This is a genomic window from Pseudomonas sp. MWU13-3659, assembly GCF_023757525.1.
Lineage (GTDB): Bacteria > Pseudomonadota > Gammaproteobacteria > Pseudomonadales > Pseudomonadaceae > Aquipseudomonas > Aquipseudomonas entomophila_E.
This window is the reverse complement of record NZ_JAMSHW010000014.1, coordinates 36,495-49,173: the sequence shown is the minus strand read 5'-3', so window position 1 is coordinate 49,173 and position 12,679 is coordinate 36,495. Positions and strand designations below refer to the sequence as shown.

At 62.7% G+C, this 12,679-nt stretch carries 10 protein-coding genes; 1 reads left to right on the top strand and 9 read right to left on the bottom strand.

Translation table 11 applies throughout. The annotated features are described in order from the left end of the window. Positions 1 to 32: 32 nt before the first annotated feature. The 8 genes from nuoF to NGM28_RS17770 form a co-directional block, all read right to left on the bottom strand. Positions 33 to 1,397, bottom strand: coding sequence for an NADH-quinone oxidoreductase subunit NuoF (gene nuoF, locus NGM28_RS17805; RefSeq protein WP_011534617.1), 1,365 nt, complete (start codon positions 1,395 to 1,397; stop codon positions 33 to 35). Then, positions 1,394 to 1,891 (bottom strand): NADH-quinone oxidoreductase subunit NuoE, encoded by a 498-nt coding sequence (gene nuoE, locus NGM28_RS17800; protein WP_011534616.1) that lies wholly within the window; start codon positions 1,889 to 1,891, stop codon positions 1,394 to 1,396. Before nuoE ends, nuoF begins: the two co-directional genes overlap by 4 nt. A 2-nt stretch (positions 1,892 to 1,893) precedes the next feature. Further along, complete coding sequence (gene nuoC, locus NGM28_RS17795; RefSeq protein ID WP_252090960.1) at positions 1,894 to 3,675, bottom strand: NADH-quinone oxidoreductase subunit C/D; 1,782 nt, start codon at positions 3,673 to 3,675, stop codon at positions 1,894 to 1,896. Between the two features lie 79 nt (positions 3,676 to 3,754). Then, positions 3,755 to 4,432, bottom strand: a complete 678-nt coding sequence (locus tag NGM28_RS17790) for a NuoB/complex I 20 kDa subunit family protein (RefSeq protein WP_008096180.1) — start codon at positions 4,430 to 4,432, stop codon at positions 3,755 to 3,757. 9 nt (positions 4,433 to 4,441) lie between these two features. Further along, complete coding sequence (locus NGM28_RS17785; RefSeq protein WP_011534614.1) at positions 4,442 to 4,855, bottom strand: NADH-quinone oxidoreductase subunit A; 414 nt, start codon at positions 4,853 to 4,855, stop codon at positions 4,442 to 4,444. A gap of 380 nt (positions 4,856 to 5,235) precedes the next feature. Continuing rightward, complete coding sequence (locus NGM28_RS17780; protein WP_252090959.1) at positions 5,236 to 5,898, bottom strand: lysoplasmalogenase; 663 nt, start codon at positions 5,896 to 5,898, stop codon at positions 5,236 to 5,238. 220 nt (positions 5,899 to 6,118) lie between these two features. Beyond that, positions 6,119 to 7,444 (bottom strand): isocitrate lyase, encoded by a 1,326-nt coding sequence (aceA, locus tag NGM28_RS17775; protein WP_240066461.1) that lies wholly within the window; start codon positions 7,442 to 7,444, stop codon positions 6,119 to 6,121. A 496-nt stretch (positions 7,445 to 7,940) separates the two neighbouring features. Next, on the bottom strand, positions 7,941 to 8,705 hold the full coding sequence (locus tag NGM28_RS17770) for a secretin GspD/PilQ domain-containing protein (RefSeq protein ID WP_252090958.1): 765 nt from the start codon (positions 8,703 to 8,705) through the stop codon (positions 7,941 to 7,943). A 290-nt stretch (positions 8,706 to 8,995) separates the two neighbouring features. Between NGM28_RS17770 and NGM28_RS17765 the strand changes: the two genes are divergently transcribed. Next, positions 8,996 to 10,438 carry a SulP family inorganic anion transporter gene (locus tag NGM28_RS17765; RefSeq protein ID WP_252090957.1) on the top strand — a complete coding sequence of 481 codons (1,443 nt, stop codon included), beginning with the start codon at positions 8,996 to 8,998 and terminating at the stop codon, positions 10,436 to 10,438. Positions 10,439 to 10,529: 91 nt separating this feature from the next. Here the strand turns inward: NGM28_RS17765 and fusA are convergent, their stop codons facing one another. Beyond that, complete coding sequence (gene fusA / locus NGM28_RS17760; protein WP_252090956.1) at positions 10,530 to 12,659, bottom strand: elongation factor G; 2,130 nt, start codon at positions 12,657 to 12,659, stop codon at positions 10,530 to 10,532. Between the last annotated feature and the right edge of the window lie 20 nt (positions 12,660 to 12,679).

The following is a 12,679-nucleotide window of genomic DNA, read 5'->3' as shown; positions in this document are numbered from 1 at the left end:
GGATGGCACGGACCATCCGCTGCTTCATCTTGTTATGCGCCGACCACGATCGGCTTGGCCAGGTTCGGGCGCAGGGTGTCGGCCGCGCTAGCGGGAGCGACACCGGCCTCGAACTCGGACCGGAAGTATTTGATGGCACTGCCCAATGGCTCGACGGCACCCGGTGCGTGAGCACAGAAGGTACGGCCTGGGCCGAGGAAGTTGACCAGCCCCAGCAGCGTCTCGATGTCTTCGGCGCGGCCCTGGCCTTTCTCCAGTGCGCGCAGCATCTTCACGCTCCACGGCAGGCCGTCACGGCATGGGGTGCACCAGCCGCACGATTCGCGGGCGAAGAACTCTTCCATGTTGCGCAGCAGCGAAACCATGTTGACGCTGTCGTCGACCGCCATGGCAAGGCCGGTACCCATCCGGGTGCCGACCTTGGCGATGCCGCCGGCGTACATCTGTGCGTCGAGGTGCTCGGGCAGCAGGAAGCCGGTACCGGCGCCGCCTGGCTGCCAGCACTTGAGCTTGAAGCCGTCGCGCATGCCACCGGCGTAGTCTTCGAACAGCTCGCGGGCGGTGACGCCGAACGGCAGTTCCCACAGGCCGGGGTTCTTCACCTTGCCGGAGAAGCCCATCAGCTTGGTGCCATGGTCTTCGCTGCCCTCACGGGCCAGCGACTTGTACCAGTCGTTGCCGTTGGCGACGATGGCCGGCACGTTGCACAGGGTCTCGACGTTGTTCACGCAAGTCGGCTTGCCCCATACGCCGACGGCGGCAGGGAAGGGCGGCTTGGAGCGCGGGTTGGCGCGGCGGCCTTCCAGCGAGTTGATCAGCGCGGTTTCTTCACCGCAGATATAGCGGCCGGCACCGGTGTGCACGAACAGTTCGAAATCGAAACCGGAACCGAGGATGTTCTTGCCCAGCAGGCCGGCAGCCTTGGCTTCGTCGATGGCGCGGTTGAGGTTCTTCGCCGCGGTGGTGTATTCGCCACGCAGGAAGATGTAGCCACGGTAGGCTTTCAGCGCACGGGCACTGATCAGCATGCCCTCGACCAGCAGATGGGGCTGTTGCTCCATCAGCATGCGGTCTTTCCAGGTGTTGGGTTCCATTTCGTCCGCGTTGCACAGCAGGTAGCGGATGTTCATGGATTCGTCTTTGGGCATCAGGCCCCACTTCACACCCGTGGGGAAGCCTGCGCCACCGCGGCCCTTGAGGCCGGAGTCCTTGACGCTCTGCACGATATCATCGGCGGACATCTCGGCCAGTGCCTTGCGGGCAGCGGCGTAGCCATTCTTCGATTCGTACTCGGCCAGCCATACTGGCTCGCCGTCGTCGCGCAGGCGCCAGGTCAGCGGGTGGGTTTCGGCCGAACGCGCGATGCGGTTGGCCGGGCCGAAGGAAGTGATGGTCATACGTAACCCTCCAGCAGTTTGGTAACGCCAGCCGGCTGTACGTCGCCAAAGGTGTCGTCGTCGATCATCAGCGCCGGGGCCTTGTCGCAGTTGCCCAGGCAGCACACCGGCAGCAGGGTGAAGCGCCCGTCGGCGGTGGTCTGGCCGAGGCCGATGCCCAGTTCGCTCTGGATCTGGCTGACCACTGACTCATGGCCGCCGATGTAGCAGACCATGCTGTCGCACACGCGGATGATGTGGCGGCCGACCGGCTGGCGGAAGATCTGGCTGTAGAAGGTGGCCACGCCCTCGACGTCGCTGGCGGGGATGCCCAGCACTTCGCCGATGGCGTAGATGGCGCCGTCCGGCACCCAGCCGCGTTCCTTTTGGACGATCTTCAGGGCTTCGATGGACGCCGCGCGCGGGTCCTCGTAGTGGTGCATCTCGTGCTCGATGGCCGAGCGCTCGGTTTCGCTCAGGGCGAAACGGTCGGTTTGGATAAGCGTGCTGTTCATGCTTAGCGGTCCACGTCAGCCATAACGAAGTCGATACTGCCCAGGTACGCGATGAGGTCCGCGACCATGCTGCCTTTGATCACCGAAGGGATCTGCTGCAGGTGCGGGTAGCTCGGGGTACGGATCCGGGTGCGGTAGCTCATGGTGCCGCCGTCGCTCGTCAGGTAGTAACTGTTGATGCCCTTGGTCGCCTCGATCATCTGGAACGACTCGTTGGCCGGCATGACCGGGCCCCACGAGACTTGCAGGAAGTGGGTGATCAAGGTTTCGATGTGCTGCAGGGTGCGCTCTTTCGGTGGCGGCGTGGTCAGCGGGTGATCCGCCTTGTACGGACCTTCCGGCATGTTGCGCAGGCACTGGTCGATGATGCGGATACTCTGGCGCATCTCCTCGACGCGGACCATGCAGCGATCGTAGGCATCGCCGTTGTGGGCCAGCGGCACTTCGAACTCGAAGTTCTCGTAGCCGGAGTAGGGGCGGGCTTTACGCAGGTCGAAGTTGCAGCCGGTGGCACGCAGGCCGGCACCGGTGGTACCCCATTCCAGGGCTTCCTTGGTGTTGTACGCCGCGACGCCGATGGTACGGCCCTTGAGGATGCTGTTCTGCAGGGCGGCCTTGGTGTATTCGTCGAGGCGCTTGGGCAGCCATTCGACGAAGTCCTTGACCAGCTTGTCCCAGCCGCGCGGCAGGTCGTGGGCGACGCCACCGATGCGGTACCAGGCCGGGTGCAGGCGGAAACCGGTGATCGCTTCGATCACGGTGTAGGCGCGCTGGCGGTCGGTGAAGGTGAAGAACACCGGGGTCATGGCGCCGACGTCCTGGATGTAGGTGCCCAGGAACAGCAGGTGGCTGGTGATGCGGAAGAACTCGGCGAGCATGATACGAATCACGTCGACCTTCTGCGGCACCTGGATGCCGGCCAGCTTCTCGACCGCGAGCACGTAAGGCAGGTTATTCATCACCCCGCCGAGGTAGTCGATACGGTCGGTGTAGGGGATGAAGCTGTGCCACGATTGACGCTCGGCCATCTTCTCGGCGCCACGGTGGTGGTAGCCGATGTCCGGGACGCAGTCGACGATCTCTTCACCGTCCAGTTGCAGGACGATACGGAAGGCACCGTGGGCCGAAGGGTGGTTGGGGCCGAGGTTGAGGAACATGTAGTCCTCGTTGGCGCCCTGACGCTTCATGCCCCAGGCTTCAGGGTTGAAACGCGCCGACTCTTCTTCAAGCTGTTGCTTGGCCAACGTCAGGCTGTAGGGGTCGAACTCGGTGGCGCGGGCCGGATAGTCCTTGCGCAGCGGGTGACCTTCCCAGGTGGGGGGCATCATGATGCGGCTGAGGTGCGGGTGGCCGGCAAAGTCGATGCCGAACATGTCCCAGACTTCGCGCTCGTACCAGTTGGCGTTTGGCCAGATGCCGGTCACGGTCGGCAGGTTGAGGTCGCCTTCGCTCAGCGACACCTTGATCATCACGTCGCTGTTACGTTCCACCGACAGCAGGTGGTAGAACACGCTGAAATCGGCGGCGGGCAGGCCACGGCGCTGGGTGCGCAGGCGCTCGTCGACGCCGTGCAGGTCGTACAGCATGCTGTACGGCTTGGCGACGCCGCGCAGGAAGCTCAGCACTTCCTTGAGTTGGGCACGTTTTACCCACAGTACCGGCATGCCGGTGCGGGTTTCCTGGGCGACGAATGCGTCGGCGCCAAAACGGTTGTGCAGTTCGACGACCACATCCTGGTCGTCAGCCTTGTAGGGCGGAATATAAATAGCGTTGTCCGCTGTCATGGTCTCGGTCGCTTTGGGTCAGCGTTAAGAATGAAGCCAGGCCGCCGGCTCCTTCGGGAGCGGGCGGCAGGTCGCTGGATCAGACTTCGTCGGGGCTGCGCAGGTTGGTTACCGCGATACGCTGTTCGCGACGCAGGTCTTTCTGGGCGGGCATCTCGGCACGGTAGATGCCTTGATCACCAACGACCCAGGAAAGCGGGCGTCGCTCCTGGCCGATCGATTCCTGCAGCAGCATCAGGCCTTGCAGGAAGGCTTCTGGGCGCGGCGGGCAGCCAGGCACGTACACGTCCACGGGGAGGAACTTGTCGACCCCCTGAACGACCGAGTAGATGTCGTACATGCCGCCGGAGTTGGCGCACGAACCCATGGAGATGACCCACTTCGGCTCGAGCATCTGCTCGTACAGGCGCTGGATGATCGGCGCCATTTTGACGAAGCAGGTACCGGCGATGACCATGAAGTCGGCCTGGCGCGGCGAGGCCCGGATGACTTCGGCGCCGAAGCGGGCGATGTCGTGGGGCGCCGTGAAGGCCGTGGTCATTTCCACGTAGCAGCAGGACAGGCCGAAGTTGTACGGCCAGAGGGAGTTCTTGCGACCCCAGTTGACCGCGCCACGCAGGACATCTTCGAGTTTCCCCATGTAGATGTTCTTGTGGACCTGGTCCTCTAGCAGTTGATCGGTGACGGTTTCCCGCTCACCGACCGGATACTGCTCATTGGGTGCGTCCGGATCGATTCTGGTGAGATTGTATTGCATGCCAAAGCCTCATTGTTTCAGCTTCGCTTGCCGCTTGCGGCGACCTTCGGGAGCCCAATCGAGCGCCCCGACGCGCCATAGGTAGACAAGACCAGCCAACAGAATTGCTATGAAAACGAGTGCTTCGACGAATCCGGTCCAGCCGCTTTCGCGGACGGACACAGACCATGCATACAGGAAGAGGGCTTCGATATCGAAGATCACGAACAGCATCGCGACCAGATAGAATTTGGCGGACAGGCGCAGGCGGGCGCTGCCGACGGGCAGCATGCCGGATTCGAAGGGTTCGTTCTTGGCGCGGCCCCAGGCCTTGCTACCGAGCAGGCTGGACAGGCCGAGCATGAAGGCACACAGGCCGACGACACCCAGGAGGAAGATGGCAAAGCCCCAGTTGTGGGCGATGAGTCCTGCCGAATCGGACATGCTTGAAATCCTTATACAGAGACCCAGCTCTGCAGTCTGAAATAAGTAGAGCGGCGACGTGGTGTCGCAGACGCAGTGACCAAATGTCGCAGCTGAATCAATCGCGCTGATTTTATGGGTAAACCCAGAGCAAGTAAAATTTCCGTTGCAAATTTATTCGTAGGTTTAAGAACAAAAACCGTTCGTAACTGGTTGAAACCCTTGATTTTCGGGCATTGCGCGCGGTTTTGTTAATTATGTTTCTTGCTTCGCGTAACGACCGTCTAGTTGTGTAATGATAATTAATATCATTTGGCTTGAGCTGTAATGTTTTAGCGTTTCTGTGCCTTGTAAAGTTCCTTGGGCAATCTGCCCACTTGCAAATGCGAAAAACTCTCGTTCTAGCAGCTTCCGAGGCGGCTCGCACCGCTCTGAATCAATACTTGTGCAGTTGAATGGCGAATAACCGAGGCTGCGATCAGCCACTGGCCGAGCCAGTAGCAGAGGATGATCAGGTATTCGGCGGCGGCGAACGGGCTGACGAAGCGGTCGATGCCGATCAGGCTGTCGGAGAACACGAAGGCGCAGGCACCCAGCGCGGCCAGGCCGCCGCAGGCGAGCGCGCGCCAGAGCATGGCGCCGATGGCCAGGGCGTAGAATGCCACCGGTATGAGCAGTGGGCCGAGGCCGTGGCTGGCGAGCAGGCTGAACAGCGAGCCGCCGACTATCAGGGCGAAGGCCAGGGCCGGGTAGTTTGGACGCAGCGTGAGGGTGCAGTAGGCGCGCAAGTAGGCCAGGTGCGCACAGAGGAACGCGGCCAGGCCGAACACGAACAGGTCACGCGGGATGGCCAGCAAGATGTCGCCGAGCACCGAGAAGGCCAGGCCGAGCATGATCCAGCGGCGGTAGGGCGTGGCGGGTGTGGTGCTCAACCAGGCAATCAGGGCCAGCACGGGAATGGGTTTGACCAGCAGGCCAAGCAGGGCGTTGTCGCTCGCCAGTGCATATAGATAGCAGGCGGCGGCTGCGACGGCGATGAGGAGCAGATGGCCAGGGCGGGGCATGGGCAGTCCTTGCTATGGGGTAGCCACAAGCTTAGACCTGATCCGCAACTTTGCAGGTGCGACGCGGTGCTTGTAGGAGCGGCTTCAGCCGCGATCACCCGCAAAGCGGGTGCCGGACACCGCGTTGCCTGCATCGCGGCTGAAGCCGCTCCTACAGTGTGTGGCAGAAAAAAGCCCAGGCTCCTCGCGGACCCTGGGCTTCCTGTTCAGCTCACCACACTCAGTGGAACTGCTCTTCCTCGGTCGAACCGGTCAGGGCGGTCACCGACGATGCGCCACCCTGGATCACGGTGGTCATGTCGTCGAAGTAGCCGGTGCCCACTTCCTGCTGGTGCGCCACGAAGGTGTAGCCTTTGCTCGCGTCGGCGAATTCCTGCTCCTGCAGCTTCACGTAGGCGGTCATGTCGTTGCGGGCGTAGTCGTGCGCCAGGTTGAACATGCCGTGCCACATGTTGTGGATGCCGGCCAGGGTGATGAACTGGTGCTTGTAGCCCATGGCCGACAGTTCGCGCTGGAACTTGGCGATGGTGGCGTCGTCCAGGTTCTTCTTCCAGTTGAACGATGGCGAGCAGTTGTACGACAGGATCTGGTCCGGGTATTCCTTCTTGATCGCTTCGGCGAAGCGACGGGCTTCGTCCAGGTCCGGCTTGGCGGTTTCGCACCAGATCAGGTCGGCGTACGGGGCATAGGCCAGGCCGCGGGCGATGGCCTGGTCGAGGCCGGCACGCACCTTGTAGAAGCCTTCACGGGTACGCTCGCCGATCACGAACGGCTGGTCGTACGGGTCGCAGTCGCTGGTCAGCAGGTCGGCGGCGTTGGCGTCGGTACGGGCCAGGATGATGGTCGGTACGCCCGAAACGTCAGCTGCCAGGCGCGCGGCTACCAGCTTCTGTACGGCTTCTTGCGTCGGGACCAGTACCTTGCCGCCCATGTGGCCGCATTTCTTCACCGAGGCCAGCTGGTCTTCGAAGTGCACGCCGGCGGCGCCCGCTTCGATCATGTTCTTCATCAGCTCGTAGGCGTTCAGCACGCCGCCGAAACCGGCTTCGGCGTCAGCCACGATCGGGGCGAAGTAGTCGATGTAGCCTTCGTCGCCTGGGTTCTTGCCGGCTTTCCACTGGATCTGGTCGGCGCGGCGGAAGGCGTTGTTGATGCGCTTGACCACGGTCGGTACCGAGTCGACCGGGTACAGCGACTGGTCGGGGTACATCGACTCGGCCGAGTTGTTGTCGGCGGCAACCTGCCAGCCGGACAGGTAGATGGCCTGGATGCCGGCTTTTACCTGCTGCACTGCCTGGCCGCCGGTCAGGGCGCCCATGCAGTTGACGAAATCTTTTTCTGGGCGGAAGGACGGGTGGGCACCTTCGGTGACCAGCTTCCACAGTTTTTCTGCGCCTTGGCGAGCAAAGGTGTGCTCTGGCTGCAGCGAGCCACGCAGGCGAACGACATCAGCGGCGGTGTAGGTACGGGTCACGCCTTTCCAGCGCGGGTTTTCGGCCCAGTCTTTCTCGAGGGCTGCAATTTGCTGTTCGCGTGTCAGTGCCATGGAAATAAACCTCGTCGCATCGATCTTGAGTGTAATTGTGCTGATGCTCGGATACGCGGGTCAGAGGGCCTGGCGGCTGTCCTGTCCGGGGGAGTGCGGCGGCGAACGGAGGAGGTGCGAAGGGGAAGGGTGTGCAGGCCAGGCGAAGGTGTGCCCTGCAGGTCGGCTCGTGGTTGCCTTGCTGCGGTGCGACGCGATTGCCAGAACTGCGGTGATGCGCTTCCGTCCCTCGGGACAACTTCTTCGTTGCAGTCGCAATCCCGTCGAACCGCCTTATGGGCCGTATGGACACGAAGCGCCTCCGCGGGTGGTGGGGAGGGCGCTCCGAAGACCCTTGCCAGGGCCTCTGATTAGCGGGAGCGAGGCCATCATGCCTTTGCCAAAAAGAGCCTGTCAAATGTTTTGTAGTGCTTTTTTCTGCTTACTACATCTTTGGTCTAATGCGACTCTGCGGTCAGTTTCAAGGCCTTTGGTCGAGGCCTTGAATTGCCTGGATTCAGTCGAGAAGGTCGACTTTGACACGCAAAGTCATGTTTTCACCGCGCTGGGTGCTGTAGGTACGGCTTGACGCACTGATATCGGCTTGGCTCTGCTGATTGTATCCAGCCAGGGTGATCCACTCGCCGAGCTTGCCGGTGACGGTCGTGTCGGTGCTTTGCACCTTCACTACATCGGGGCGCTCCTGGCTCATGCGGTCGTTGTTGGTGCTGATCTGCAGGCGCACGGTGTCGCCGCTCAGGCGCGGTGTGACATAGAAACCCTGGGTGACGTTGCGGTATTCGGTGTTGCTCTGCAGGCGCCCGTAGCCGTCGGTGGCGGTGCTGGTGATCGGGACGCTCTGCCCGACCTGGATCAGCGCCGGTTGCCCCTCGCTGGCCTGTACCTGTTGCAGGCCGCCTTCGCGGTTGGCGGTGCCGTACTGGATGACCCGTGCGTTGCCGTGGTTGTCCTGGAAGTTGCTGTCGTTGTTGTCGACGCTGATCAGCAGGCGCTTGGGCGCGGTGTCGAGCTGCTGCAGCAGGCTGCGCAGGTCGTCGATGCGCTCGGGGGAGGCGTTGACGATCAGCTTGTCCTCGAAGGTGCTGACGGTGCCGTCCTTGCCCAGGAAGGACTGGGCAGCGGGCAGCAGTTCGGCGCTGCCGCGGTGTTGAAGGGGGATGACCTCGGTGGCGGCCTGGGCGGTGAGGCTGGCGGCCAGCAGCAGGGAGGCGATGAGGGGGCGTAGCGGCATGTCCATGATCTCCGCGGGTGGAATGAACATGATGGCAAATTTGTCGGCTTCTTGCCGGGCCTGGATCACAGGCACATGAACGGGTGGAGGGGTTGCTGGCTGCCGCGAGGCAAATTCCGTAACATCGGCCCTCGAATTTCAGCCTCGCCCGCCCATTGATTTGGCACGACCCCTGTAGGAGCGGCTTTAGCCGCGATCACCCGTGAAGCGGGCACCGCGTTGCCTGCATCGCGGCTAAAGCCGCTCCTACAGAAGGCTCCTGCGGCGGGCAATCTCCCACCAAGAACGTGTTTTGCCTTCGCTTCCTGCTCAGGATCACCATGAAACCTGCTCGTCTACGCGCCGACCTGCTCGCCGGCCTCACCACCTCCTTCGCCCTGGTGCCCGAGTGCATCGCCTTCGCCCTGGTGGCCCACCTCAACCCGCTGATGGGCCTGTACGGGGCTTTCATCATCTGTACCCTGACCGCGCTGTTCGGCGGCCGCCCGGGCATGATCTCCGGCGCCGCCGGCTCCATGGCCGTGGTCATCGTCGCCCTGGTAGTGCAGCACGGTGCCCAGTACCTGCTGGCCACGGTGCTGCTCGGCGGGGTGGTGATGATCCTGTTCGGCGTGCTGCGCCTGGGCAAACTGGTGCGGCTGGTGCCGTACCCGGTGATGCTCGGCTTCGTCAACGGCCTGGCCATCGTCATCGCCCTGGCCCAGCTGGAGCACTTCAAGGAAGGCGAACACTGGCTCAGCGGCACGCCGCTGTACCTGATGATTGGCCTGGTAGCGCTGACCATGCTGGTGGTCTACGTGCTGCCGAAGCTGACCCGCGCCGTGCCGCCCGCGCTGGTGGCGATCCTCGGTGTCGGCCTGCTGGTCTACCTGCTCGGCCTGCCGACCCGCACCCTGGGTGACATGGCGCATATCGCCGGGGGGCTGCCGCAACTGGCCCTGCCGGAGGTGCCCTGGAACCTCGAGACGCTGAAGATCATCGCGCCCTATGCATTCCTGATGGCCATGGTCGGTCTGCTGGAAACCCTGCTGACCCTCAACCTCACCGACGAAATCACCGAGAGCCGCGGCTACCCGGACCGCGAATGCGTCGCGCTGGGCGCGGCCAACATGGTCTCGGGCCTGTGCGGTGGCATGGGCGGCTGCGCGATGATCGGCCAGACCGTGATCAACCTCAGCTCCAATGGGCGTGGGCGGCTTTCTGGCGTGGTCGCCGGGGTGATGATCCTGTTGTTCGTGCTGTTCCTGTCGCCGCTGATCGAGCGTATCCCGCTGGCGGCGCTGGTGGGGGTGATGTTCGTGGTGGCCCAGCAGACGTTCGCCTGGGCCTCCTTGCGGGTGCTGAACAAGGTGCCGGTGAGCGATGTGCTGGCGATCATCGCGGTGACCGTGGTCACGGTGCTCACCGACCTGGCCATGGCAGTCATGTTCGGTATCGTCATCGCCGCGATCAATTTCGCCTGGCAGCATGCGCGGGAGCTGTATGCCGACAGCCATGACGATGGCGAGGGGGGCAAGCGCTATCAGGTGCATGGCACGTTGTTCTTTGCCTCGACCACGCCGTTTCTGAACCAGTTCGACCCGGCCAACGATCCGGCCAAGGTCACCCTGGATTGCCAGCACCTGAGCTTTGTCGATTATTCGGCGATCGCGGCGTTGCAGACCTTGCGTGAGCGTTACGCCAAGGCGGGCAAGCAGCTGCGGGTGGTGCACTTGTCGGAGCGGTGCAAGAAACTGCTCAAGCGGGCGGGGGAGCAGCATTGAGAGCGCGTGGTGCCTGAGCTGGCGGGTTCGCCGGCAAGCCGGCTCCTACTGGATCGCGTTGTAGGAGCCGGCTTGCCGGCGAACCGCATCATCATTCCCCGCGGTTCTTCTTGACGATGGCGTCGGCAATGCTCGCCGGTGCCTCGGCATAGCGGGTGAACTCCATCGTGTAGCTGGCCCGCCCCTGGGTCATCGAGCGCATCGAGGTGGCGTAGCCGAACATCTCGCCCAACGGCACCTCGGCGCGGATCACCTTGCCGGCCGGCGTCTCGTCGCCATCCTGGATCATCCCCCGGCGCCGGCTCAGGTCGCCCATGATGTCGCCCTGGTACTCCTCGGGCGTCACCACCTCGACTTTCATCACCGGTTCAAGCAGCACCGCGCCGCCTTTTTGCGACAGCTGCTTGGTGGCCATCGAGGCGGCGATCTTGTAGGCCATCTCGTTGGAGTCGACGTCGTGGTACGAGCCGTCGTACACGGCCGCCTTGAGGTTGATCAGCGGATAACCGGCGAGCACGCCGTTCTTCATCTGCTCCTCGATACCTTTCTGGATTGCCGGGATGTATTCGCGCGGGACCACGCCACCGACGATCTCGTTGATGAACTCCAGCCCCTCCTTGCCTTCGTCGCCCGGGGCGAAACGGATCCAGCAATGGCCGTACTGGCCACGACCGCCCGACTGGCGAACGAAGCGCCCCTCGATCTCGCAGGTGTTGCGGATTTTCTCGCGGTAGGCCACTTGCGGCTTGCCGATGTTGGCCTCGACGTTGAACTCGCGGCGCATGCGGTCGACGATGATGTCCAGGTGCAGCTCGCCCATGCCGGAAATGATGGTCTGGCCGGTTTCTTCGTCGGTCTTGACCCGGAACGACGGGTCTTCCTGGGCCAGCTTGCTCAAGGCGATGCCCATCTTCTCCTGGTCGCCCTTGGTCTTGGGCTCCACGGCCACCGAGATCACTGGGTCGGGGAAGTCCATGCGTTCGAGGATGATCGGCTTGTCGATGTCGCACAGGGTGTCGCCGGTGGTCACGTCCTTCATGCCGATCAGCGCGGCGATATCGCCGGCGCACACGTCCTTGATTTCGGCGCGCTGGTTGGCGTGCATCTGCACCATGCGGCCGATGCGCTCCTTCTTGCCCTTGACTGAATTGAGCACGGCGTTGCCGGAGCTGAGCACGCCGGAATACACGCGGGCAAAGGTCAGTGTGCCGACGAATGGGTCGGTGGCGATCTTGAAGGCAAGGGCCGAGAAGGGATCCTTGTCGTCTGCATGGCGCTCGATTAGCTGGTCAGGTTTGATCTGGTCCTTCGGAATTTCCGCAAGGTCAGGGTGTATGCCCTTGATCGCCGGTATTTGGCTAGGTGCTGGCAGATAGTCGATCACAGCGTCGAGCATCAGTGGAACGCCTTTGTTCTTGAACGACGAACCGAGGATGGTCGGCACGATCTCATTGGCCAGCGTACGTTGTCGGAGGCCGGCCTTGATTTCGTCGATGCTGAGATCAGGAAATTTGTTCAGCAATTCTTCATTGGCTTCAGCAGCCGCTTCAACCAACTTCTCGCGCCATTTGTCGGCAAGCGCTTTCAGCTCCGTAGGGATCTCTTCTTCTCGGTAGCTGGTGCCCTGGTCGGTTTCATTCCAGTAGATGGCTTTCATCTTCACCAGGTCGATCTGGCCGATGAAGTTTTCCTCGCTGCCAATGGCCAACTGGATGGGTATAGGGTTGTGGCCCAGGCGTTTATCGATCTGATCCACGACACGCAGGAAGTCGGCCCCCTGGCGGTCCATCTTGTTGATGTAGGCCAGGCGCGGCACATGGTACTTGTTGGCCTGGCGCCACACGGTCTCGGATTGCGGCTCGACGCCGTCGGCGCCGCTGAACACCACCACCGCGCCATCGAGCACACGCAGCGAGCGCTCCACCTCGATGGTGAAGTCGACGTGGCCGGGGGTGTCGATGATGTTGAAGCGGTACTTGTCGGCGAACTGCTTGGTTGAGCCCTGCCAGAACGCGGTGGTGGCCGCCGAGGTGATGGTGATGCCGCGTTCCTGCTCCTGGGCCATCCAGTCCATGGTCGCGGCACCATCGTGCACCTCGCCCATCTTGTGGTTGACCCCGGTGTAGAACAGGATCCGCTCGGTGGTGGTGGTCTTGCCGGCATCCACGTGGGCAACGATACCGATGTTGCGGTACAGCTCGATGGGGGTCGTGCGGGCCATGGTCGGGTCACCTGTGGGTG

Excerpts from the sequence above, each read along its gene's own strand:
- nuoF (WP_011534617.1), bottom strand. The coding sequence starts at position 1,397 with ATGACCATCACTTCCTTCGGCCCGGCCAACCGCATCGCGCGTTCGGCC.
- nuoE (WP_011534616.1), bottom strand. The coding sequence starts at position 1,891 with ATGAACAGCACGCTTATCCAAACCGACCGTTTCGCCCTGAGCGAAACC.
- nuoC (WP_252090960.1), bottom strand. The coding sequence starts at position 3,675 with ATGACAGCGGACAACGCTATTTATATTCCGCCCTACAAGGCTGACGAC.
- NGM28_RS17790 (WP_008096180.1), bottom strand. The coding sequence starts at position 4,432 with ATGCAATACAATCTCACCAGAATCGATCCGGACGCACCCAATGAGCAG.
- NGM28_RS17785 (WP_011534614.1), bottom strand. The coding sequence starts at position 4,855 with ATGTCCGATTCGGCAGGACTCATCGCCCACAACTGGGGCTTTGCCATC.
- NGM28_RS17780 (WP_252090959.1), bottom strand. The coding sequence starts at position 5,898 with ATGCCCCGCCCTGGCCATCTGCTCCTCATCGCCGTCGCAGCCGCCGCC.
- aceA (WP_240066461.1), bottom strand. The coding sequence starts at position 7,444 with ATGGCACTGACACGCGAACAGCAAATTGCAGCCCTCGAGAAAGACTGG.
- NGM28_RS17770 (WP_252090958.1), bottom strand. The coding sequence starts at position 8,705 with ATGTTCATTCCACCCGCGGAGATCATGGACATGCCGCTACGCCCCCTC.
- NGM28_RS17765 (WP_252090957.1), top strand. The coding sequence starts at position 8,996 with ATGAAACCTGCTCGTCTACGCGCCGACCTGCTCGCCGGCCTCACCACC.
- fusA (WP_252090956.1), bottom strand. The coding sequence starts at position 12,659 with ATGGCCCGCACGACCCCCATCGAGCTGTACCGCAACATCGGTATCGTT.